The sequence below is a fragment of the Amycolatopsis sp. NPDC001319 genome (assembly GCF_042896185.1).
GTDB lineage: Bacteria > Actinomycetota > Actinomycetes > Mycobacteriales > Pseudonocardiaceae > Amycolatopsis.
The window spans coordinates 581,855-603,725 of the sequence record NZ_JBIAWY010000003.1 but is presented as its reverse complement, the minus strand read 5'-3'; the positions used below and the strand labels follow the sequence as shown (position 1 = coordinate 603,725).

Below are 21,871 nucleotides of genomic sequence, written 5' to 3'. Positions count from 1 at the left end.
GGCTGCTTGGTTCGGGCTGCTTGGTTCAGACCGCGCCGTACTGGCGGTCTCCCGCGTCGCCGAGCCCGGGGACGATGAAGCCGGAGTCGTTGAGCCGCTCGTCGATGCTCGCGGTGACCACCCGCACCGGCAGCCCGGTCTTCTCCAGGTGCTCCAGACCTTCGGGCGCGGCCAGCGCGCAGATGGCCGTGACGTCCGTGGCGCCCCGGTCCGTGAGCAGCCGGATGGTGTACTCCATCGAGCCTCCGGTGGCGAGCATCGGGTCGAGCACCATCACGGGCCGGTCGGCCAGCGACTCCGGCAGCGACTCCAGGTACGGGGTCGGCTTGAGGGTTTCCTCGTCGCGCGCGAGCCCGACGAACCCCATCTGCGCGTCGGGGATCATCTTGTGCGCCTCGTCGGCCATGCCCAGGCCGGCGCGCAGCACGGGGACCAGCAGCGGCGGGCTGGCCAGCCGGTAGGCCTCCGTGCGCGCGACGGGCGTGTGGATCCGCTCGGTGCGCACGGGCACGTCACGGGTGGCTTCGTACACGAGCATCATGGTCAGCTCGTGCAGCGCGGCCCGGAACGCCGCGCTGTCCGTCCGCGCGTCACGCATCGTGGACAGACGGGCCTTGGCCAGCGGGTGATCGACGACGTGCACATCCATGCCGCCTAACTTAGCTGCCGGGTGTCGTCCGCGTCTCGGCTCATCTCGTAGTAGTTCACCGCCTCGAAGAAATGCCCGACGACCGGCGCCAGCTTGTCGTACGGCCACTCCGGCACATCGGGACCGTTCGCGTCATCCGGCGGCTCGATGCTGACAATGATCCTCCAGTTGGCGTACGCTCCACTGATCTTCCAAGACTGGCGCATGGTTTTCCTCCTCCGCGAGAACACGAGCCAAACGTTCTCCCGATGCCAGAACCGCACGCAACCTTCCTTCAGGTGAGCGATCTTTCGTGCCACCGTGGCAAGAGGACAAAGTGTGCCCATGACGAAGAACAAAGGCGTTTCGGTTCGCCAACGCAGAGTTTCCGGCGAACTCCGCCGCCTGCGGTTACTCCGGAAGATGACCTGCAAAGAGGTGGCGCAGGGCGTGGACTTCTCGGAGAGCAAGATCTCCCGCATGGAAACGGGCGACCGCGGCCTGTATCCCGACGACGTCGCCGCGATCCTGGGTTTCCTGCAGGCCCCGTCGGATCTGCGGCAAGAGCTCATGGCCCTCGTGAGGGGCGGCGAGGAGCGCAACTGGCATGAAGTGAACGGGAAATTGCCACCGACGTGGAAGGACCTGATCCGGTTCGAGGAGCAGGCTTCGGCCATCAAGAACTATGAGACTCTGCTGATCCCCGGCATCGCGCAGATCCCCGAGTACACCCGAGCGCTGCTTCACGGTGGCGATCACAACCTGACCGACCCTGAACTCGAAGGGCTAGTCGCCGCCCGGATCAAGCGCCAGCTGATTCTGAGCCGAAGAGACGCTCCTGCCTTCCATGTCATGGTCGATGAGATGGCTCTGCACCGACCGATCGGCGATCAGGAAACCATGCGCGCCCAGCTTCGCCACCTCCTGACCCTTGGGCGCAGATCGAACGTCACGTTCCAGATCGTGCCCTTTTCAACTCGTGCACATGCCGGGCTTCGCGGTCCATTCGTTCTCCTCGAGTTCTTCAACGAACCCACGCTGGCACACGTCGAGAGCCGAGGGACAAGCAGCTTCCTCGAAGAGGATGACTTTGTCGACAACGTCAAGGCCGCTTGGCGTGATATTCGCTCCATCGCGCTGTCAACTGGCGACTCGGCCCGGATGATTGCCGATATCATCGGCGAGCCGACACCAGCTGAGGAGTACGAACCATGATCGCCCCAGACTTCGCCCAGGCCGCGTGGCGCAAGAGTTCCTACACCACGAACGACTCCAACTGCGTCGAGTTCGCGGCCTGGCACAAGAGCTCGCACAGCACAGACCAGTCGAACTGCGTCGAGGTCGCCACCTCGCCGGTCGAGATCGGGATCCGCGACACGAAGGACCGCGCGGGCGGCCACCTCACCGTGTCGCCGGCCGCGTGGACTGCGTTCCTCAGCTCCGCGCGCTAGCGAACCAGCGAACCCACCGCCGCTGCCAGGCCGTTTCGACGGCCCGGTGGTGGTGGTTCTCGCGTACCCACTCGATGGCGTCGTCCGGGGACAAGCCGGCAATGGTGGCAAGGCAGGCGAGGACCGTGCCGGTGCGGCCGACGCCTCCGTAGCAGGCCACCTCCACCGATTCCCCCGCCAGCGCGCGGGCGTGCAGCGCGAGGATCTTGCGCCGCGCGTCGGCCCAGTTCAGCGGTAGCAGGAAGTCCGGCCAGCGGATCCAGTCGTGGTCCCAGGTGAGACCGTCGTCGTGTTTGCGGCGCAGGCGGTTCGACCCCAGGTAGAGGCCGTAAGCGGGAGCCGGGCCTTCCGGCGCGGGCCGGCCGAGGCCGCGGCCGCGCAGGACGGCGCCGTCGGGCAGTGCGAGGGTCCCCACCAGTGCAGATGCCATCGCCCCATCTTGGCCCTTATCCGTCGTTCGATGGACCCCGGACCACCCCCGATCGGGCTAGGCTGCCCCGGGTGAGTGACGACGCAGCCCTTCCGAGCCCCGACCAGATGCGGGCCTCCGACGCCGACCGCGAGCAGGTCGCGCAGGTTCTGCACCAAGCGCTGTCCGAGGGCCGCATCACGATGACGGAGCTCGAGGAGCGGCTCTCCACTGTCTACGCGGCGAAGACCATCGGCGAGCTGAAGCCCGTGACCCGCGACCTGCCGATCGGCGCCACGCCGTCAACGCCCTCTTCGGCTCTGCAGCCGGCCACCAGCCGCGCCCTCGGCCTCCCCGACAGCCGCATCGGCGGCCACCCGGGCTCGAACGTCTCGATCGGCGTCCTCTCCGGCGCCGTCCGCAAGGGCAGCTGGGTCCTCCCGCCGCAGCACACCAGCGTCGCCTTCTGGGGCGGCGCCGAGATCGACCTCCGCAACGCCCGCTTCGCCGACAAACAGTCCACCATCACCGCCGTCGCCATCATGGGCGGCATCGAGATCACGGTCCCCGACGACATCAACGTCGACGTCACCGGCCTCGGCCTCATGGGCGGCTTCATCCTCGAAGACAAGTCCGGCGCCCCACCCGCACCCCCCACGGCCCCCACCCTGACCGTCAACGGCCTCGCCTTCTGGGGCGGCGTGGTCGTCTACCGCAAACCCGCGAAGAAGGACAACCGGCAGCTGGAGTCCTGACCGCGCTGATGAGAACCGACGATGTGAACCCGGGCGTCGCCGCCGCCCGCCGGCTGGCCGAGCTGGGTTGCTGCACGATCGCGCCCAGTCTGACCGATGCCGAATTCGCCCGCATCGAGGCCGAACACGGCTTCGAATTCGCCGACGACCACCGAGCTTTCCTCGCGGCCGGGTTGCCGATGAACAGCCCGTTCGTCCCGGAACCGGACACCTGGACCACCTGGGAGAAACCGTGGCCCGAATGGCGTGACGGCGACGCCGCCGAACTCCGCAAGCAGCTCGACTGGCCGGTCGACTACCTGCTGTGGGACATCGACAAGATCGGATACTGGCGCCCGGACTGGGGCACGCGGCCGGAGTCGCTCGACGCAGCCCTTCAAGTGGCCCGCCTGGCCCTGGCCGACGTGCCCAGGCTGGTGCCCGTCTACGCACACCGCTTCCTCCCCGCCGGCCGCGGCACGTCCGGACACCCCGTCCTGTCCGTACGGGGCACGGACACCATCTACTTCGGCACCGACTTGGCCGAATACATCGACCGAGAATTCGAAGAACCCGCACCCGAACTCCCGGACGACTGGTCGCCCCAAGCCACGGTCCCGTTCTGGCGCGACTACGTTGCTCCGCCATTCACCGGCCGCACAACCACGTGATCCGAAGTCCTGTGAATGCCCTGGCACAGCGTAAAGTTCTGGCGAGGATGGTCGAGCTAGAGATCTGGTACGACCAGGAACCGGGCAACGTGTCCGAAGTCCTCGCAGGCGTCGAAGTGCCGGTGGCCACAGTTCGCCGCGGGCTGCACGAGTTCCTCGCGAGCGGGGAGCAGCCCGGAGTTGTGCACACCACCGACGAGTAATCCACAGATTTCCGTGAGTGACCCGGCACAGGACGTGGCCCACCTACACTCACAGGCATGACCACAACCACCAGCCCGAACGCGGTGCCGGACACCCCGGCGCCGTTGGCGGACGTGACTCGCGACGAGGCGAGCCTGCGGCGGTTCCTGCATGGGCTGCCCGGCGTCGACCAGGTCGGGGTCGAGCAGCGAGCGGCGGCCTTGGGCACACGCAGCATCAAGAAAGACGCCAAGCGCTGGGCGATCGACACCGCCATCTCGATGGTCGACCTGACCACGCTCGAGGGCGCCGACACGCGGGGCAAGGTCCGCGGGCTCGCGGCGAAGGCCCTGCGCCCCGACCCGGAGCGGCAGGACTGCCCGCGCGTGGCCGCCGTGTGCGTGTATCCCGACATGGTCGAGGCCGCGGTCGACGCGCTCAAGGGCAGTGCCGTGCACGTGGCGAGCGTCGCGACCGGGTTCCCGTCCGGGCGCACCAGCCGTGAGGTGAAGCTGGCCGACACGCGCCTGGCCGTGGAGTACGGCGCCGACGAGGTCGACATGGTGATCGACCGCGGCGCGTTCCTCGAGGGCCGCTACATGGACGTCTTCGACGAGATCCGCGCGATCAAGGTGGCGTGCGGCGGAGCGCACCTGAAGGTGATCCTGGAAACCGGCGAGCTGGCGACGTACGACAACGTCCGCCGCGCGTCGTGGCTGGCGCTCCTCGCCGGTGGTGACTTCATCAAGACGTCGACCGGCAAGGTCTCCCCCGCGGCGACGCTGCCGGTCACGCACGTGATGCTGCAGGCGGTACACGACTGGCACGAGCAGACCGGCGAGCTGCGCGGCGTCAAGCCCGCGGGCGGCATCCGCACGACCAAGGACGCGATCAAGTACCTCGTCGCCGTGCACGAGGTGGCCGGCGAGCAGTGGCTGACCCCGGACCTGTTCCGCTTCGGCGCGTCCAGCCTGCTCAACGACCTGCTGCTGCAGCGGCGCACCCAGGTGGACGGCCACTACAGCGGCCCCGACTACGTGACGGTGGACTGACCATGGGCATCTTCGAATACGCCCCCGCGCCCGAGTCGCGCGACATCGCGAACCTCAAGGACCACTACCGGCCGTTCATCGGCGGTGAGTTCGTCGACGGTTCGGGCGAGCCGCTGAAGACGGTGAACCCGGCCACCGAGGAGATCCTCGCCGAGGTCGGCACGGCGTCGGTGTCCGATGTGGACGCTGCCGTCCGCGCGGCGCGCGCCGCCTATGAAACGGTCTGGTCGCGGATGCCGGGCAGCGAGCGGGCGAAGTACCTGTTCCGCATCGCGCGCCTGATCCAGGAACGCTCGCGCGAGCTGGCGGTGCTGGAGTCGCTCGACAACGGCAAGCCCATCAAGGAATCGCGCGACTCCGACATCCCCACGGCCGCCGCGCACTTCTTCTACCACGCCGGCTGGGCCGACAAGCTGGAGTACGCGGGCTACGGCCCGAACCCGAAGCCGCTGGGCGTCGCCGGTCAGGTGATCCCGTGGAACTTCCCGCTGCTGATGCTGGCGTGGAAGATCGCGCCCGCGCTGGCCACCGGCAACACCGTGGTGCTCAAGCCGGCGGAGACCACGCCGCTCACGGCGCTGGTGTTCGCCGAGATCTGCCAGCAGGCGGAACTCCCGCCGGGTGTCGTGAACATCCTCCCGGGCGCCGGCGACATCGGTGCGGCCGTGGTGGAACACGGTGACGTCGACAAGATCGCGTTCACCGGCTCCACCGAGGTCGGCAAGCTGATCCAGCGCACGGTGGCGGGCACGCGCAAAAAGCTCACGCTGGAGCTGGGCGGCAAGGCGGCCAACGTCGTGTTCGACGACGCGCCGCTCGACCAGGCCGTGGAGGGGATCGTCAACGGGATCTTCTTCAACCAGGGCCACGTCTGCTGCGCGGGTTCGCGGCTGCTGGTGCAGGAATCCGTGGCCGAGGAGGTCATGGAGAAGCTGCGCTACCGCGTCTCGACGCTGCGGATGGGCGACCCGCTCGACAAGAACACCGACATCGGCGCCATCAACTCCGCCGAGCAGCTGGCGAAGATCCGCGGGCTCGTGGAATCCGGCGACGCCGAGGGCGCGCAGCGCTGGACCAGCCCGTGCCCGGTGCCCGACCGCGGGTTCTTCTTCGCTCCCACGGTGTTCTCCGACGTGCACCAGTCGATGCGGATCGCGCGCGAGGAGATCTTCGGGCCGGTGCTGTCGGTGCTCACGTTCCGCACGCCGGACGAGGCCGTGGCGAAGGCCAACAACACGCCGTACGGGCTGTCGGCCGGCATCTGGACCGAGAAGGGCTCGCGCATCCTCTGGATGGCGAACAAGCTCCGGGCCGGCGTCGTCTGGGCCAACACGTTCAACCGCTTCGACCCCGCCGCGCCGTTCGGCGGCTACCAGGAGTCCGGGTTCGGCCGCGAGGGCGGACGCACCGGTCTGGAGGCTTACCTCGATGTCTGAGTCCAGGATTTCCGTGGCCAAGACGTACAAGCTCTACATCGGCGGGGCCTTCCCCCGCTCGGAGTCCGGCCGGGTCTACCCCGTCACCGACCCGCAGGGGAAGTTCCTGGCCAACGCGGCGCACGCGTCGCGCAAAGACGTACGGGACGCCGTGGTGGCGGCGCGCAAAGCCTTCCCCGGCTGGTCGGGCGCCACGGCCTACAACCGCGGCCAGGTGCTCTACCGCGTCGCCGAGATGCTGGAGGGCCGGCGCGAGCAGTTCGTGAGCGAGGTCGCCGCCTCGGAAGGTCTAGCGCCGAGCCAGGCGGAGTCCCTTGTGGACGCTGCCATCGACCGCTGGGTGTGGTACGCGGGCTGGACGGACAAGATCGCGTCGGTGCTCGGCGCGGCGAATCCCGTTGCGGGGCCGTACTTCTCGTTCACCGTGCCCGAGCCGACGGGTGTGGTCGGCGTGCTCGCGCCGCAGGAGTCGTCGCTGCTCGGCCTGGTCAGCGTGCTGGCGCCGGTGCTGGCCGGTGGCTCCACGGCCGTCGTCGTCTCGAGCGCCGAGCGGCCGCTGCCCGCGATCACGCTGTCGGAGGTCCTCGCGACGTCCGACCTGCCGGGCGGTGTCGCCAACGTGCTGACCGGCCGCGCGGCCGAGCTCGGCCCGTGGCTGGCCTCGCACGGTGACGTCAACGCCCTCGACCCGACGGGCGCCACGCCGGAGGACCGCATCACGCTGGCGCGTGAGGCGGCGGGCACGGTCAAGCGCGTGCTCACGGTCCCCGACGCCGAACCCGACTGGACGCCGACGCCGGACCTCTCGCGGCTGCGCCGGTACCTGGAGGCGAAGACCGTCTGGCACCCGCTGGGCGTCTGAGCCAACCGGAACCGACAGCCGACCCGGACCAGCAGCCGGCCTGGACCAACAGAAAGGGGCGGGCGGCACCCCCTGGTGTGCCGCCCGCCCCTGGAACAACAACGGTCACGCGGTCGGCGCGAGCCCCTGCGTCACCGCGCCGACGTCGATGGTGTGGCTGACCGAGTCGGCGTCGACCACGCCGAGGGTCCAGTCGACGGTGATGTTCGGGTTGATGTAGTCACCGTGCTGGTTGGAGTCGGCCGGCGCCACGACGTTCACCGCGTTGGGCGTCTGCTGCTGGGCGTAGGGCTCGATGCCGGTCCAGTGCAGCGGCACGTAGGCCGAAGAACCGTCGACGAGCGCCACGGCGGGCGCGTCGGCCGTGGCCGTGTTGTTGATCAGCACGTTGTGCGCGCCGACGAGGTCCACCTCGAGGTTGCCGGGCAGGTAGCAGCGCTCGCCCTGGTTGGCGGTGAACTGCAGGGCGCCGTAGCGGTTGCCCGCACCCGCGCCGCCGTAGACGAGCTTCGAGGTGAACTGGTTCGACGTGCACGGCTGCACAGACGACGCAGACGAGCCGGCCGAAGCAGCCGAAGCAGGCGCGGCGCTCGCGGTCCCGGCAGCCAGAGCCGTTGCCCCGGCGGCGATCCCGGCCACGGCGACGGCGGCGACAACGCGGCTGATGGTCTTGCGTGTGGTCATGTCGGACTCTCCCCTTGTTCGAACCCCGGGCAGCCTCTCCGCCCGGCAGAACGACCGGTTTGGTGATTCATTCCCCTCGGTCGCTCTCACCGGGAAAGACGTCCACACCACAGGTGGGATGTTCGACTGTGGGATCAGCCGCAGAAACGCAACCCCAACCGCCCCGAAGCGTCACAAAGAGTGAACACGCGCGCGAGCGCGGTTCAGTTGATGTCGTGCCGTCCCAACGGCCGACCCGGCAACGGTGTCCCCGGCCGGGCCTGCAGCCCGTCGATCATGATCGCGATACTCCGCGCCGTGGACATCCGGGCGATTTCCGGCGAACGGGACTCCAGCTGACGCAGCAACAGCGCGAACAGCATGGCCACGTCGCCCTCGGCGACGTCCGGGCGCAACGTCCCCTCGTTCTGCGCGCCCTGCACCATCGCTTCGAGCTCCACCAGCAGCTCTTCGCGCAACCTCGCGATCGCCGGGTCTTCCTTCAGGATCTCGTGCGCCTTCTTCGACAACATCGCCAGCTGCACGGAAAGGTGCAGCTCAACGGACTGGTGCAGCAGCCGCACCAGCGCGCGCCAAGCCGTGGGCTCCTGCTCGGCCGCCTCGCGTGCGTCGTCCAGCACCCGCGAGAAGTTGTCGACGGCCACCGCCCGGATCAGCGCGTCGCGGTCGGGGAAGCGCCGGTACAGCGTGCCGACGCCGACGCCGGCCGCGCGGGCGATCTCCTCCATCGGCACCTCGGGCCCGAACTCCGCGAAGATCGCGCGCGCCGCGGCGATGATCTGGTCGCGGTTGCGCCGCGCGTCCGCACGCAAGGGGACCTGGGGATCCGCACTCATGGCCCACCTTCCGCTCGCCGGGAACTCGTTACGCGCGCAAATTCTCGCATGGACACCGCTCCACGCACTGCGACCACAACCCGTCACCCCTTTGCTAGTGGACGGAGATCCTCCGCTTCGGTACCGTGGGCAATGAACCGGAATGTAATCCTCCACATACATTGCGTAAAGGTTCAAAACCACCAAAAGGGGATCCCACCATGACAGAAGTTGCCGAACCCGAGCTCGCCAGCTTCCCGATGGCGCGCACGTGCCCGTTCGCGCCGCCGCCGGAGTACGAGCGTTTCGAGGACGCGCGGGCGAAGCTCGTCGAGCTCGACTCCGGGCAGCGCGCCTGGGTGCTGTCGAAGCACGAGGACGTGCGCGCGATGCTGAACGACCCCAGGTTCAGCTCCAACCGCTTCAACCCCGGCTTCCCGGTCCTGTTCCGCGACGGCGCACCGCGCCGCGAACGCAAGCTCAACCCGTCGCTGATCAACATGGACGCGCCGGAGCACGGCCCCGCGCGCCGCGAGGTCGTCGGCGAGTTCACCGTGAAGCGGATGAAGGCGCTTCAGCCCCGCATCCAGGAGATCGTCGACGAGCACATCGACGCGATGCTGGCCGGCGACAAGCCCGCCGACCTGGTCTCGGCGCTGTCGCTGCCCGTCCCGTCGCTCGTGATCTGCGAGCAGCTCGGCGTGCCTTACAGCGACCACGACTTCTTCCAGAAGCACAGCTCGCGCATCCTCAGCCGCGACATCACCTCCGACGAGCGGCTCGAGTCCGTGCTCGCCCTGGAGGAGTACCTCGACAAGCTGGTCGCCGCCAAGGAGGAGACGCCCACCGACGACCTCCTCGGCCGCCAGATCGCGAAGAAGCGCGAAGAGGGCGAGTACGACCGCAACGACCTCACGTCACTCGCGTTCCTGCTGCTCATCGCCGGCCACGAGACCACGGCGAACATGATCTCGCTCGGCACCGTCGCCCTGCTGGAGAACCCGGACCAGCTCGAGGCGATCAAGGCCGACCCCGGCAAGACGCTCGACGCCGTCGAAGAACTGCTGCGCTACTTCACCATCGCCGAGTTCGCCACCACGCGCGTCGCGACCGAGGACGTGGAGCTCGCGGGCGTCACGATCCCCGCCGGCGACGGCGTGATCGGCCTCAGCTACGCCGCCAACTTCGACGGCGACGCCTTCCCCGAGCCCGAAAAGCTCGACATCACCCGCGGTGGGCGCAAGCACGTGGCGTTCGGCTTCGGCGCGCACCAGTGCCTCGGCCAGAACCTCGCGCGCATGGAGCTGCAGATCGTGTTCGACACGCTCTTCCGCCGCATCCCGACCCTGAAGCTGGCCGCCCCGGTCGACCAGCTGCCGTTCAAGCACGACTCCGCGATCTTCGGTCTGCACTATCTGCCCGTCACCTGGTGAGGGAGGAAGCATGAGCACGATGGAGGAACTCCCGGTCGCCCGGAAGTGCCCGTTCGCGCCGCCGGAGGAGTACACGGCCACGCGCGAAGAGGCGCCCGTGCACCGGGTGAAGATCCCGGACGGCAAGGAAGCCTGGACGGTCTCGCGGCACGAGGACGTGCGAGCCGTGCTCAACGACCCGCGGTTCTCCGCCGACCGCCTCCACCCCGACTTCCCGACGCTCGTCCCGGGCGGCAACGTCATCCGCCGCACCGAGGCCGAGCGCACGATGCTGGCCATGGACGCGCCGCAGCACGGCCCGGAACGCAAGGCGGTGCTCGGGGAGTTCACCGTCAAGCGCGTCGCCGAGCTGAAGCCGCGGATCCAGGAGATCGTCGACGGCCTGATCGACGACATCCTCAAGGCCGACGGACCCGTCGACCTCGTGGAGAAGCTCGCGCTGCCGGTCCCCTCGCTCGTGATCTGCGAAATGCTCGGTGTTCCCTACGAAGACCACGACTTCTTCCAGGAGAACACCAAACAGCTGATCAACCGCGCGACCACCGCGCAAGACCGGCGGGCCGCGTTCGAGCGTGTACAGGCCTATATGGGCGAGCTCATCGCGAAGAAGGAAGCCGACCCTGGTGACGACCTCATCAGCCGGCAGATCGCGAAGCGGCGCGAAGAAGGTACCTACGATCGGGCGAAGCTCGTCAGCCTCGCGTTCCTGCTGCTCGCGGCCGGGCACGAGACCACGGCGAACATGATCTCGCTCGGCACCGTCGCGTTCCTGCGGAACCCGGAGCAGCTGGCGCTGATCAAGGCCGACCCGGCCAAGACGCTCACCGCCGTCGAGGAGCTGCTGCGCTACTTCTCCATCGTGGACAACACCACGCGCATGGCGAAGGAGGACGTCGAGATCGGCGGCGTCACCATCCCCGCAGGCGACGGCGTGGTGGTGATGACATACGCGGCGAACTGGGACCCGGAGGTGTTCGAGGACTCGTCGGCGTTCGACATCGAGCGCGGGGCGCGCCACCACGTGGCGTTCGGGTTCGGGCCGCACCAGTGCCTGGGCCAGAACCTCGCGCGGACGGAGCTGCAGATCGTGTTCGACACGCTGTTCCGCCGCATCCCGACGCTGAAGCTCGCCCAGGACGTCGACGACCTGCCGTTCAAGGACGACGCGCTCATCTACGGCCTCTACGAACTGCCCGTGACCCGGTGAAGGAGGAGCGATGACCACGGCCGAAGAACTCGAACTGCCGGTGGCGCGGAAGTGCCCGTTCGCACCGCCCGAGGAGTACACGCAGATCCGCGAGGAACAGCCGATCACCCGCGTGAAGATCCCCGACGGCAAGGAAGCCTGGGTGGTTTCGCGGCACGAGGACGTGCGGACGGTGCTCAACGACCGCCGTTTCTCCTCCGACCGCTTCAACCCGAACTTCCCCATCCTGGTCAAGGGCGGCAACGTCTTCCGCCAGACCAACGCCGAGCGCACGATGATCACGATGGACGCGCCGGAGCACGGCCCGGCGCGCAAGTCGGTGCTGGGCGAGTTCACGGTGAAACGCGTGAACGCGATGCGGCCGCGGATCCAGGAGATCGTCGACGGGTTGATCGACGACATCCTCAAGTCCGACGAGCCCGTGGACCTGGTCGAGAAACTGTCGCTGCCGGTCCCGTCGCTCGTGATCTGCGAGCTGCTGGGCGTGCCGTACTCCGAGCACGACTTCTTCCAGGAGAACACCGCGAAGATCCTGAAGCGCACGGTGAGCTTCGAGGAGCGGCGCGCGGCGTTCGAGCGCGTGCGGGGTTACCTCGACCAGCTGATCACCAAGAAGGAAGCCGACCCGGGCGACGACCTGCTCGGCCGGCAGATCGTGAAGCTGCGCGAGGAAGGCAACTACGAGCACGGCGCGGTGCTGGGCTTGTCGTTCCTGTTGCTTGTGGCCGGCCACGAAACCACGGCGAACATGATCTCGCTGGGCACCGTCGGCCTGCTGCAGAACCCGTCGCAGCTGGAGACGATCAAGGCCGACCCGGGCAAGACGCTCGACGCGGTGGAGGAGCTGCTGCGCTACTTCACCATCGTCGACACGGCCACCGCGCGCGTCGCGGTGGAGGACGTGGAGCTCGACGGCGTCACCATCAAGGCGGGTGAAGGCGTGCTCGCGCTCGGGTACACCGCCAACTGGGACCCGGAGGTGTTCGACGAGCCCGCGAAGCTGGACATCACTCGCGGCGCCCGGCATCACGTCGCGTTCGGGTTCGGGCCGCACCAGTGCCTGGGCCAGAACCTCGCGCGCGCCGAGCTGCAGATCGTGTTCGACACGCTGTTCCGGCGCATTCCTTCACTGCGGCTGGCGGTCGACGTGGCCGACCTGCCGTTCAAGGAGGACGCGTCGATCTACGGGCTCTACCGGCTGCCGGTGACCTGGTAGATGACCATTCCGGAGCTGCCGGTGGCGCGGACGTGCCCGTTCGCGCCACCGGAGCTGCACCCGCGCTTGCGTGAGCACGAACCGGTCGCCCGGGTCCGCACCCCGAGCGGCCGGTCCGCGTGGTTCGTGACCCGTTACGACGACGTGCGCACGGTGCTGAGCGATCCGCGGTTCTCCTCGGACCGCTCGAAACCGGGCTTCCCGAGCCTGTCGGCCGGTGGCGGCGGCGAGTCCATGCGCACGATGCTCGGCATGGACGCGGAGGAGCACCGGGCCGCCCGCGGCGCCGTGCTCGGCGAGTTCACCCTGCGACGGGTCGCCGCGCTGCGGCCGCGGATCCAGGAGATCGTCGACGGCCTGGTCGACGACATGCTGGCGGCCGGCGGGCCCGTGGACCTGGTGGAAATGCTGGCGCTGCCGGTGCCGTCGCTGATGATCTGCGAGCTGCTCGGCGTGCCGTACGCGGACCACGGCTTCTTCCAGGAGAGCACCGCGACGCTGTTCGCGCGCGAGATGCCGCCCGAGGTCGCGGCGGCCGCGTTCGAACGGCTCTACGGCTACCTCGGCGAGCTGGTCAAGGCCAAGGAAACCGAGCCCGGCGACGACCTGCTCAGCCGCCAGATCGCCGCGGGCGCCCACGACCACACCTACCTGGTGGGGCTCGCGTTCCTGCTGCTCGCGGCGGGCCACGAGACCACGGCGAACATGATCTCGCTGGGCGTTCTCGGGCTGATGGAGCACCTGCCGGCCTCCCTGACTGCCGCCGCGGTGCCCGACGCCGTCGAGGAGCTGCTGCGGTACTTCTCGATCACGGACACGGTGCCGTTGCGCATCGCAGTGGAGGACGTCGAGGTCGCGGGGGTGATCGTGAAGGCGGGTGACGGGGTGCTCCCGTCGCTTTACGCCGCGAACTGGGACCCGGCGGCGTTTTCTTCGCCTTCGGAGCTGGACTTCACTCGCGGCGCCCGGCACCACGTGGCCTTCGGGTTCGGGCCACACCAGTGCCTGGGCCAGAACCTCGCGCGCGCCGAGCTGCAGATCGTGTTCGAAACACTGTTCCGCCGCATCCCGACGCTGAAGTTGGCCGCTGCGGTGGACGACCTGCCCGGCAAGGAGAAGGCCTCGGTCTACGGGCTGCGCCGGCTGCCCGTGAGCTGGTAAACATCACAACGCTCCCACCACGAGCAAGGAAGAAGGAACCATGAAGATCATCGCGGACACCGGCAAGTGCGTCGGCGCCGGCCAGTGCGTGCTCACCGAGCCCGCCCTGTTCGACCAGAGCGAGGACGACGGCACGGTGATCGTGCTGAACGAGACGCCCGAGGGCGAGCTCGTGGACAAGGCCCGCGAGGCCGTGAACGTCTGCCCGAGCCAGGCGCTTTCGCTGCAGGAGTGAACTACTTCGCCGCGGTGAACAGCACCGTGGTGTAGTCACAGGCGAACTGACCGCCGCGGGCGTCGATGGCGGCGCCCACGGCGGTCAGCACTTCGCCCTGCTGGTGCTGGGGGAGGCGGGTGAGGCCGCCCTGGGTGGGGAGCAGGTCGAGGTACTCGTCGCGCGTGTAGTGGTGTTGCCATTCGTAGAAGTGCCGTTGCGGGCTGTGGAAGCCGGTTTTGAGCAGCGCCTCTTCGGTTTTGTCGATGATGGGTTTGTAGGCTTCTCTGTTCGGTGTTCTGTCGACCTTGATGGGGAAGTTCGGCGCCACCTTGCGGAACGCCTCGCCGAAGGCTTGAGCGATGTCGTCCGGCGGTAGGAACAGGTGCCAGAAGACGGCGAAGGTGCCGTTTTTCTTGAGGACCTGGGCGGCTTTCTCGGAGCCTCGCTGGGGATCGACCCAGTGCCAGGCTTGGCCGGCGGTGAGGGTGTCGAAGGTGCGGTTCTTCGGGTCCCAGTCTTCGAAGGTGGCTACTTCCACCTCGATCCCGGTGCTTCGGGCGAAGTCGGCCATGCGCTCGTCGGGCTCCACGCCGAGCACGCGGCAGCCTCTGTCCCTGATCTGCCGGGCGACGATCCCTGTGCCGGTCCCTACGTCGAGGACCTCTTTGCCACCTTGGGTCACCTCGTCGATCAACGCCCCGGGATACCTCGGCCGCGCCCGGTCATAGCGCCCGGCATCGACCCCGAACGACTCGGCGGTCTTCCTCAACTCGTGCGGCTCAAGTGCCCCCATCACGCCCACTCCCGTCAGACAGACCCCCGCCCTCCTAGGGGGGCGCACCCATGTCCAGTCTACTGGCCGCCCCCGACGAAACCCGGGCCCAAGGCCGAAGTGCGCCAAGTAGTGCACAACTCGACGGCCCTGTGGACAACTCCAGCCGAAATGCCAGAGCACCGCACAACGCGACCGCGCTAAAGGCGTGCTGCACAAGCACTTCACGGACTTCGACGGCTTCCTGACCGAGCTGGTGCTGGACCGCATCGCTGCCGTCGAGTCCCACTCCGACACCCTGGTCTCCACCGCCGGCACCAGCTCGGTCGTCGACAACGTCTGCTCCGCCCTGCACGACGCCTTCACCTCGGTCGCCGTCTCCATCGTCGCCCTCATCACCTTCCGCGACGAACTCCGCACCCGCCTCCGCACCGCCCGCCCCGGCAGCGGCGTCCCCTTGGCGTCGGATATCGCAGTGCTGCTCATCCGCTACCTGACAGCCGAACAATCGCTCGGCCGGCTCACCGCAACCGCCGACGTGACCGTCCTCGCGCCCACAGTGGTGGGCGCCGGCCACCTCCACTTCGCCGACCGCTCCCCCGACGCGTCGTCCTTACGTCCCATGGTCGCGGCGGTTCCGTCGGGCGTGCTGGCGTAAAAAAGTGGCCACCCCCGGAAACCGGGGATGGCCACCGAAACCAGCGTGAACCTACTTGACCGCCCCCATCGACAACCCTCGCACCAGGTGGTTCTGCGCGAACCACCCCACGATCATCACCGGCAGCGAAGCCAGCAACGCCGCCGCCGACAGCTGTGCCCAGTACAACCCCTCACTGGTGATGAACCCGACCAGGAACACCGGCACAGTCCCAGCCCGAGCCGCTGTCAGGTTCACCGCGTAGAAGAACTCCGTCCACGAGAAGATCACGCAGATCAAAGCCGTCGCGGCAACACCAGGAGCGACCACCGGCATGATGATCTTTCGCAGCAACGTCGGCAGATTCGCGCCGTCGATGTGGGCCGCTTCGATCATCTCGCCGGGGACCTCGAGGAAGAACGAGCGCATCATCCAGATGGCGAGCGGCAGGTTCATCGACGTGTACAGGATGATGAGCGCCCACACCGTGTCGAGCAGGTTGGTGTTCTGGGAGATCACGTACAGCGGGATGATGGCCGCGACGATCGGCAGCATCTTGGTGGACAGGAAGAAGCTCAGGGCGTTCTTCGTCTTCTTCACCGGCGCCAGCGAAAGCGCGTACGCCGCCGGGATGCCGAGCAGCAGCACCAGCAGTGTGGACACCACCGTGACGAACGCCGAGTTCGCCAGGTACGGCAGGAAACCGCCCTTGAGCACACCCGAGATCTGGTCGAACGTCGGGCTGAAGAAGAGCTTCGGCGGGTCCGTGTAGGCGTCGGATTCCTGCTTGAACGCCGTGAGGATCATCCACAGCAGCGGGAACACGAAAAGAATGGCGACGATCCACGTGGCGACGGTGAGCGAACCCGCCCCGTAGCGGCGCTTGCGCCCGGAAATCCCGGAAACAGCCGTGGTCATTTCGTCCCTCCGTCCACGGAGAACGCGCGGAACATCAGGCGCAGGGCGAACGTCGCGACGATCATCGTGATGATCACGACCACCACGCCCATCGCCGACGACTGGCCGATGTCGAAGCCCTCGAACGCGCGCTGGTAGATGTAGAACGGCAGGTTGGTGCTGGCCGTGCCGGGACCGCCCTGCGTCATGAGGAAGATGGCGTCGAAGCTGTTCACGATGTAGATCGCGCCCAGCAGCGTGGCGAGTTGCAGGAACCGCGACAGGTGCGGCAGCGTGATCGACACGAACGTGCGCCAGCGGCCGGCGCCGTCGACCGAGGCGGCCTCCAGCACGTCCTTCGGCTGGCTCTGCAGGCCGGCGAGCGTCAGCAGCATCATGAACGGCGTCCACTGCCAGATGATCTGCGCCATCACCGCGGCGAGCGGGAACTGCGAAAGCCAGTCGACGTCGGTGCCGAACACGAAGTGCAGCAAGCCGTACGTCGGGTCGAACATCGTGGTCTTCCACAGCAGCGCGCCGGCCGCCGGCAGGATGAGGAACGGCGTGATCAGCAACGTCCGCACGAAACCGCGGCCGACGAACTTGCGGTCCAGCAGGATCGCCAGGCCGAGCCCGAGCAGCAGCGACACGAACACGCACACCACGGTGAGCACCACGGTGTTGAGCAGCGCGCCGAGGAACGTGGTGTCGGTGAAGACGTCGGCGTAGTTCTGCAAGCCGACGAAGTGGAACGAGCCCGGCCGCACCAGGTTCCACGACTGGAACGAGTAGTAGATGGTGAGCAGGAACGGAATCTGCGTCACCGCGATCACGAAGATCAACGCGGGCAGCAACGGCAGGCGCCGCTTGCCGGCCGTCCCGGTGGCCTTCTTGGTGGTGCTCGTACGAGTGCGGGCCGGCGCGGTGCCGGCGGGGACCGAGATCGTACTCATCCCTGCACCTCCTGGTAGGACTTGCCGACCGTTGCGGCGTACTTCTGCGACTGCGCGAGCGCATCAGCCACCGACGTCTGGCCCGCGATCGCCGCGGACAACTGCTGGCTGACGCGCGTGCCGAGGTCCTGGAACTCCGGGATCCCGACGAACTGGATCCCCGGGTACGGCACCGGGCTCACCATGGCTTTCTGCTGGTTGGCGTCGGCGATCCCGTCGAGCGTCGGCTGGGCGTACGCCTTGGCCGCGTCGCGGTACTGCGGGATCTCGTACGTCGACTGGCGGGTGCCCGGCGGTACGCGGTTCCAGCCGTAGGTTTCGCCGACCTTCTTCGCGTACGCCTTGTCGGTCATCCACGCCATGAACTTCCAGGCATCGTCCTTGTCCTTGGCGACCTTCGGGATACCCAACGCCCACGTGTAGAGCCAGCCGCTGGCCTGCGTCTTCTCGACCGGGGCCGGCGCGTAGCCGTTCTTGCCGACGACCTTGCTGCTGGTGGGGTCTTCGGTGGTGCCGGTCATCGACGTGGCGTCGTACCACATCGCGGCCTGGCCCTGGGCGTAGCGCGTGCCGCACTCGGAGAACCCCGCACTGGAGGCGCCGACCTCACCGTGGTCGCGCACGAGGTTCACGTAGAAGTTCGCCGCCTGCGTGAACTCCGGGCTGGTGAGCTTGGCGTTCCAATCCTTGTCGAACCACTGCGCACCGAAGGTGTTGGCGACGGTGGTGAACGGCGCGAGGCTCTCGCCCCAGCCCGGCTTGCCGCGCAGGCAGATGCCCGCGATGCCGGCGTTCTTGTCGTCGAGCTTCGCCGCGTAGTCCGCGATCTGCTGCCACGTCGGGTGCGCCGGCATGGTGATGCCGGCCTTCTGGAAGAGGTCCTTGCGGTAGACCACAAAGGACGATTCCCCGTAGAACGGCACCGCGTACATCTGGTTCTCGTACGAGAGCGACTGCCGGATGCTGGGGACGAAGTCGTTCTCGTCGTAGCCCGGGGTGGCCTTCATGTGCGGTTCGAGGTTCTCGAGCCAGCCGTTGGCCGCCCACTGCGGGGCCTCGTAGTTGCTGATCATCACCACGTCGAACTCGCCGCCCTGGGTGGCGGTGGAGGCGGTGATCTTCGCGCGCGCCTCGTTCTCCGGCAGGGAGACGAACTTGAGGTGCACGCCCGGGTTCGCCTTCTCGAACTCACTCGAGAGCGAGATGGCGTCCTTCATCTGGGGGTTCGAGACGATCGCGATGACGAGCGTCCGCCCACCGTTGCCGAACGACCCGGCTCCGGCGCATCCCGTGACGAACAACGCTGTTGCGGCAAGGAGGCACAGGAGTTTACGCACGGCCGCCTCCGGGGAGCACCTGGATCTTGAGGCCGGAGCCGCTGCGCATCTTGGCCAGCGCGTCGGGGTACTGCTCCAGCGGAAGGGTGTCGGTGATCAGCGCTTCGGTGTCGATGTAGCCCTTGCTGACGAGGCCGAGGGCGTTGCCGTAGCTGTTGAGCACGGCCATGGAGCCGACGATGGTGATCTCGTCGTTGTAGATGCGGAACGGCGACAGCGCCACGCGGGCCTCGGCAGGCGCGACGCCGAACACCAGCAGACGGCCGCCGCGGCGCAGCGCGTCGAAGGCCGACTCGATGGCGGGGGCGGCGCCGGTGCAGTCGACGGCGGCGTCGTAGAGCTCACCGTCCAAAGCGGACACGTCCTCGGCCACGGCGGTCGCGCCGAGGTCGGTGGCACGCGGCAGGCGGCTCGCGTTGCGGTCGACGACGGTGACTTCGGCACCCGCTCGTTGGAGCAGCTGCTGCATGATCAGGCCCATCGTGCCGGCGCCGACCACGAGGAAGCGTTCGCCCGCCTCGACGCCGATGCGGCGCACGCCGTGCACGGCGCACGAGACGGGTTCGACGAGCGCGCCCTGTTCCCACGTCATCGAGTCGGGCATCTTGTGGCAGGTGTCGGCCGGGACGGCGACGTACTCGGCGAACGCGCCGTTGACGGTGTCGCCGGTGGCGTTCCAGTTTGCGCAGAGGTTGCCGTGGCCGGAGCGGCACGGCGTGCAGTAGCCGCAGTACAGCGACGGGTCGACGGCCACGCGGTCGCCGATCTTCCACTCGCCCGGCACGTCGGCGCCGAGCTCGACGATCTCGCCGGCGAACTCGTGGCCGGGAACGATGGGGTACGGCGTCGGCGGGAAGTGCCCGTCGGCGATGTGCAGGTCGGTCCCGCAGATCCCGCAGGCGCCGACCTTCACGACGACCTGGCGCTCTCCGGGCTTCGGATCGGGAACGTCGCCGACCCGGATTTCCCCGGGCCGGTCCACGATCGCGGCACGCATGCCTCATCCCCTTCCTAGGCGCTCATCTGAGCAGTATTGACGTATCACGCAGCTAATTGGTGGAAGCATTACAGGTGTTTTCTAGGGGTTTCGTCAACCTTTTGGGTGGGATTCTGCGGTATGGTGCTCATATGAGCAGGAAGAAGGCTCGGCCGCTGCTGACCGAGAGCTTGGAGCTGGCCACCATGGCCCGCCGCTTCTACGTGCAGGGCCGGTCGAAACTGGAGATCGCTGAGGAGTTCGGCGTCAGCCGGTTCAAGGTCGCGCGCCTGCTCGACACCGCCCGCGAAACGGGCCTGGTCAGGGTGGAGTTCGACCTGCCGGCGCCGCTCGACGTGGAGCTGTCCGACGAGGTCAGGCGTGCCTACGGGCTGCGGCGCGCTTTGGTGCTCGAACGAGCGGCGGCGAAGGAGCCGCGCGAGGTCGTGCGCAAGAAGGTCGGGACGCTCGCCGCTCACCTCCTCGAGGAGATCGCCCGCCCGACGGACGTCATCGGGCTGTCGTGGGCCCGGTCGGTCAACGCGATGACCGAGGCCATCAGAACACTTCCGCGCTGCCCGATCGTGCAGTTGTGCGGCGTGCAGGCCGGCATGGACATGCGCGGGCGCTCCGTCGAAACCGTGAGCCGCGTGACCTCGGTCTCCGGCGGCGACGCTTATCCGATCTTCGGTCCCCTCGTCCTCCCCGACCGCCGGACCACGGAGATCCTGCGCCACCAGCCCGGCATCGCGGAGACTTTCGGGCAGTTCGGCAAGCTGACCAAGGCCGTCGTGAGCATCGGCGCCTGGCTCCCCGGCGAGTCCACCGTCTACGACGCCCTGGACGAAGCCGAGCGCGCCGCCATCGCCGCCCGCGGCGCGACGGCCGAGGTCGCGGCGCGCCTGTTCGACGCCTCGGGCAACGCCCTGTCGACCGGCCTGGCGCACCACGTCCTGGCCATCAGCACGGAAGAACTGCTCGCCGTACCGGAGGTGATCGCCATCGGCTACAGCGCCCCGAAGGCGGCCGCCGTGGACGCCGTGCTGCGGTCCGGCATGGTGTCCACGCTCATCACAGACGCGGCGGCTGCGGTGCCGCTGTTGGAGTTGGCGGAGAAGCGGCCGCTGTCAGAGTGAACTGTCGACCGCGAGCACACCGGCGAGGATGACGAAACAGATGCCGGAGCCGGCGTCGACCTTGCGCTGGGTCCTGGCCTTCACGCCGGCGACGCCGATGGCGCGGCCGACCAGCACGTAGGCGAGGCCGACGACGAGCTCGACCCCGAGGTAGGCGGCGCCCAGCTCGGCTAGCGCGGTCGGGCTGCCGGTGGTGGTGAACTGCGGCAGGAGGGCGGCGAAGAGCAGCAACGCCTTGGGGTTGCTGATGGCGACGGCGAACTCGTTGACCACGACGGCCCGCAGGTTCTTGCTCTTCGGCGGTTCCGGCGTCTGGCTCATCTCGCGGCGGGCGCGCAGGATGCTGCTGATGCCGAGCCACAGCAGGTAGGCGACGCCGATCCACTTGAGGATCGTGAGCAGCTCGGCGGACGCGGCCAGCAGCGTCCCCAGACCGGCCGCGACGAGGCCGATCAGAACCACGAACGCCGCGAACCGGCCGCCGATGCCGGCCATGGCGTAGCCGATGCCGTAGCGGGCGGCGTTGCGCAGGCCGAGCAGCTGGTTGGCGCCCGGGATGAGCGACACCAGGACCGCGGCGGGGACAAAACCGGCCCAGTCGACCATGGCTCGCCTCCTCGGATTTCGTTCCGGGGGACGGTAACCCGCGTTTGTCCGGCAGGGGCTGGGTTTGTGACGAAGCCTTCAGGCGTTCTGGGTCTTGACCACTTCATCCCCGTGCTCGTCAGCCCATCGGCCGAACGCCTCGATCGGCCCGACGAAGCTCTCGCCCAGCGCGGTGAGGGTGTAGCGGCCGTCGACGCGGCGGACGAGCCCGTCGCGCTCGAGGCGGCGGACGGCTTCGGTCAGCACCTTCGCGCTGATCCCGCCGATGCGCGCGAGCAGCTCACCGTGGCGGCGCGGGCCGTGGCGTAGTGCGCTCGCAGCCGGCCGCGACTCAGAACACGTCGCGGGAAGAGCCCACCGGGTTCACAGCTCGCCGATACGCGGACTTGTAACACCAG

At 68.2% G+C, this 21,871-nt stretch carries 26 protein-coding genes and 1 pseudogene; 15 read left to right on the top strand and 12 right to left on the bottom strand.

Translation table 11 applies throughout. The features are described from left to right. Positions 1-25: 25 nt before the first annotated feature. Together upp and ACFY1H_RS13415 are read right to left on the bottom strand one after the other, a co-directional pair. Positions 26-649 carry a uracil phosphoribosyltransferase gene (gene upp, locus ACFY1H_RS13420; protein WP_366575513.1) on the bottom strand — a complete coding sequence of 208 codons (624 nt, stop codon included), beginning with the start codon at positions 647-649 and terminating at the stop codon, positions 26-28. Positions 650-654: 5 nt separating this feature from the next. Beyond that, positions 655-948 carry a hypothetical protein gene (locus ACFY1H_RS13415; protein WP_366575514.1) on the bottom strand — a complete coding sequence of 98 codons (294 nt, stop codon included), beginning with the start codon at positions 946-948 and terminating at the stop codon, positions 655-657. Positions 949-973: 25 nt separating this feature from the next. Between ACFY1H_RS13415 and ACFY1H_RS13410 the strand changes: the two genes are divergently transcribed. Then, positions 974-1,843 carry a helix-turn-helix transcriptional regulator gene (locus ACFY1H_RS13410; RefSeq protein WP_366575515.1) on the top strand — a complete coding sequence of 290 codons (870 nt, stop codon included), beginning with the start codon at positions 974-976 and terminating at the stop codon, positions 1,841-1,843. Further along, a complete protein-coding gene (locus tag ACFY1H_RS13405) occupies positions 1,840-2,079 on the top strand; it encodes a DUF397 domain-containing protein (protein WP_386946530.1) in 240 nt (79 codons plus the stop codon). The genes ACFY1H_RS13410 and ACFY1H_RS13405 overlap by 4 nt, the downstream gene beginning before the upstream one ends. Here the strand turns inward: ACFY1H_RS13405 and ACFY1H_RS13400 are convergent. Beyond that, the gene (locus tag ACFY1H_RS13400) at positions 2,063-2,509 is read right to left on the bottom strand and encodes a protein tyrosine phosphatase (RefSeq protein ID WP_386946528.1); all 447 of its coding nucleotides are present in this window, start codon (positions 2,507-2,509) and stop codon (positions 2,063-2,065) included. The two genes, ACFY1H_RS13405 and ACFY1H_RS13400, sit on opposite strands and share 17 nt — an antisense overlap. A gap of 107 nt (positions 2,510-2,616) precedes the next feature. Between ACFY1H_RS13400 and ACFY1H_RS13395 the strand changes: the two genes are divergently transcribed. The 6 genes from ACFY1H_RS13395 to ACFY1H_RS13370 are packed head-to-tail and all read left to right on the top strand — an operon-like array spanning position 2,617 to position 7,426. Further along, a complete protein-coding gene (locus ACFY1H_RS13395; RefSeq protein WP_366575949.1) occupies positions 2,617-3,243 on the top strand; it encodes a DUF1707 domain-containing protein in 627 nt (208 codons plus the stop codon). A gap of 8 nt (positions 3,244-3,251) precedes the next feature. Beyond that, positions 3,252-3,893, top strand: coding sequence for a hypothetical protein (locus ACFY1H_RS13390; protein WP_386946526.1), 642 nt, complete (start codon positions 3,252-3,254; stop codon positions 3,891-3,893). 47 nt (positions 3,894-3,940) lie between these two features. Next, positions 3,941-4,096 (top strand): Imm1 family immunity protein, encoded by a 156-nt coding sequence (locus tag ACFY1H_RS13385; protein ID WP_386946524.1) that lies wholly within the window; start codon positions 3,941-3,943, stop codon positions 4,094-4,096. 57 nt (positions 4,097-4,153) lie between these two features. Next, positions 4,154-5,128 (top strand): deoxyribose-phosphate aldolase, encoded by a 975-nt coding sequence (gene deoC, locus ACFY1H_RS13380; protein ID WP_386946522.1) that lies wholly within the window; start codon positions 4,154-4,156, stop codon positions 5,126-5,128. A gap of 2 nt (positions 5,129-5,130) precedes the next feature. Then, positions 5,131-6,564: an aldehyde dehydrogenase family protein gene (locus ACFY1H_RS13375; RefSeq protein WP_366575522.1), complete on the top strand. Its 1,434-nt coding sequence runs from the start codon at positions 5,131-5,133 to the stop codon at positions 6,562-6,564. Continuing rightward, complete coding sequence (locus ACFY1H_RS13370) at positions 6,557-7,426, top strand: aldehyde dehydrogenase family protein (protein ID WP_366575524.1); 870 nt, start codon at positions 6,557-6,559, stop codon at positions 7,424-7,426. The genes ACFY1H_RS13375 and ACFY1H_RS13370 overlap by 8 nt, the downstream gene beginning before the upstream one ends. Positions 7,427-7,531: 105 nt before the next feature. Here ACFY1H_RS13370 and ACFY1H_RS13365 read toward each other — a convergent pair whose 3' ends face one another. Beyond that, complete coding sequence (locus ACFY1H_RS13365; RefSeq protein ID WP_386946520.1) at positions 7,532-8,110, bottom strand: DUF4232 domain-containing protein; 579 nt, start codon at positions 8,108-8,110, stop codon at positions 7,532-7,534. 203 nt (positions 8,111-8,313) lie between these two features. Further along, on the bottom strand, positions 8,314-8,946 hold the full coding sequence (locus tag ACFY1H_RS13360) for a helix-turn-helix domain-containing protein (RefSeq protein WP_366575527.1): 633 nt from the start codon (positions 8,944-8,946) through the stop codon (positions 8,314-8,316). A gap of 200 nt (positions 8,947-9,146) precedes the next feature. On the opposite strand from ACFY1H_RS13360, the gene ACFY1H_RS13355 reads away from it, so the two are divergent. Genes ACFY1H_RS13355 through ACFY1H_RS13335 form a run of 5 tightly spaced genes read left to right on the top strand, consistent with a single transcriptional unit; the run spans position 9,147 to position 14,177 of the window. Continuing rightward, complete coding sequence (locus ACFY1H_RS13355; RefSeq protein WP_386946517.1) at positions 9,147-10,358, top strand: cytochrome P450; 1,212 nt, start codon at positions 9,147-9,149, stop codon at positions 10,356-10,358. A 10-nt stretch (positions 10,359-10,368) separates the two neighbouring features. Next, positions 10,369-11,565 carry a cytochrome P450 gene (locus ACFY1H_RS13350; protein ID WP_366575529.1) on the top strand — a complete coding sequence of 399 codons (1,197 nt, stop codon included), beginning with the start codon at positions 10,369-10,371 and terminating at the stop codon, positions 11,563-11,565. Positions 11,566-11,575: 10 nt separating this feature from the next. After that, positions 11,576-12,781: a cytochrome P450 gene (locus ACFY1H_RS13345; RefSeq protein WP_386946515.1), complete on the top strand. Its 1,206-nt coding sequence runs from the start codon at positions 11,576-11,578 to the stop codon at positions 12,779-12,781. Beyond that, positions 12,782-13,942 (top strand): cytochrome P450, encoded by a 1,161-nt coding sequence (locus ACFY1H_RS13340; protein WP_386946513.1) that lies wholly within the window; start codon positions 12,782-12,784, stop codon positions 13,940-13,942. Positions 13,943-13,982: 40 nt separating this feature from the next. Continuing rightward, positions 13,983-14,177 carry a ferredoxin gene (locus tag ACFY1H_RS13335; protein ID WP_204091560.1) on the top strand — a complete coding sequence of 65 codons (195 nt, stop codon included), beginning with the start codon at positions 13,983-13,985 and terminating at the stop codon, positions 14,175-14,177. Position 14,178: 1 nt separating this feature from the next. Here the strand turns inward: ACFY1H_RS13335 and ACFY1H_RS13330 are convergent, their stop codons facing one another. Next, on the bottom strand, positions 14,179-14,952 hold the full coding sequence (locus ACFY1H_RS13330; protein ID WP_386946881.1) for a class I SAM-dependent methyltransferase: 774 nt from the start codon (positions 14,950-14,952) through the stop codon (positions 14,179-14,181). A 187-nt stretch (positions 14,953-15,139) separates the two neighbouring features. Here ACFY1H_RS13330 and ACFY1H_RS13325 point away from each other — a divergent pair, with 187 nt between their 5' ends. Then, entirely contained in the window at positions 15,140-15,589 is a 450-nt protein-coding gene (locus ACFY1H_RS13325) for a TetR/AcrR family transcriptional regulator (RefSeq protein WP_386946511.1), read from the top strand. Positions 15,590-15,640: 51 nt separating this feature from the next. On the opposite strand, the gene ACFY1H_RS13320 is transcribed toward ACFY1H_RS13325, so the two are convergent. From ACFY1H_RS13320 to ACFY1H_RS13305, 4 genes are read right to left on the bottom strand one after another with little or no spacing between them, the layout of a single operon-like run. Beyond that, a complete protein-coding gene (locus tag ACFY1H_RS13320) occupies positions 15,641-16,486 on the bottom strand; it encodes a carbohydrate ABC transporter permease (RefSeq protein WP_366575545.1) in 846 nt (281 codons plus the stop codon). After that, positions 16,483-17,418 (bottom strand): sugar ABC transporter permease, encoded by a 936-nt coding sequence (locus tag ACFY1H_RS13315; protein ID WP_366575547.1) that lies wholly within the window; start codon positions 17,416-17,418, stop codon positions 16,483-16,485. The genes ACFY1H_RS13320 and ACFY1H_RS13315 overlap by 4 nt, the downstream gene beginning before the upstream one ends. Then, the gene (locus ACFY1H_RS13310) at positions 17,415-18,755 is read right to left on the bottom strand and encodes an ABC transporter substrate-binding protein (RefSeq protein ID WP_386946507.1); all 1,341 of its coding nucleotides are present in this window, start codon (positions 18,753-18,755) and stop codon (positions 17,415-17,417) included. Before ACFY1H_RS13310 ends, ACFY1H_RS13315 begins: the two co-directional genes overlap by 4 nt. Then, positions 18,748-19,752 (bottom strand): zinc-dependent alcohol dehydrogenase family protein, encoded by a 1,005-nt coding sequence (locus ACFY1H_RS13305; RefSeq protein WP_386946505.1) that lies wholly within the window; start codon positions 19,750-19,752, stop codon positions 18,748-18,750. Before ACFY1H_RS13305 ends, ACFY1H_RS13310 begins: the two co-directional genes overlap by 8 nt. Positions 19,753-19,883: 131 nt before the next feature. Between ACFY1H_RS13305 and ACFY1H_RS13300 the strand changes: the two genes are divergently transcribed. Further along, entirely contained in the window at positions 19,884-20,867 is a 984-nt protein-coding gene (locus ACFY1H_RS13300) for a sugar-binding domain-containing protein (protein WP_366575552.1), read from the top strand. On the opposite strand, the gene ACFY1H_RS13295 is transcribed toward ACFY1H_RS13300, so the two are convergent. Together ACFY1H_RS13295 and ACFY1H_RS13290 are read right to left on the bottom strand one after the other, a co-directional pair. After that, positions 20,859-21,473: a LysE family translocator gene (locus tag ACFY1H_RS13295; protein WP_386946503.1), complete on the bottom strand. Its 615-nt coding sequence runs from the start codon at positions 21,471-21,473 to the stop codon at positions 20,859-20,861. The two genes, ACFY1H_RS13300 and ACFY1H_RS13295, sit on opposite strands and share 9 nt — an antisense overlap. 78 nt (positions 21,474-21,551) lie before the next feature. Further along, positions 21,552-21,773 (bottom strand): annotated as a pseudogene (locus ACFY1H_RS13290) (winged helix-turn-helix transcriptional regulator); the annotation flags it as partial. Positions 21,774-21,871: the final 98 nt, after the last annotated feature.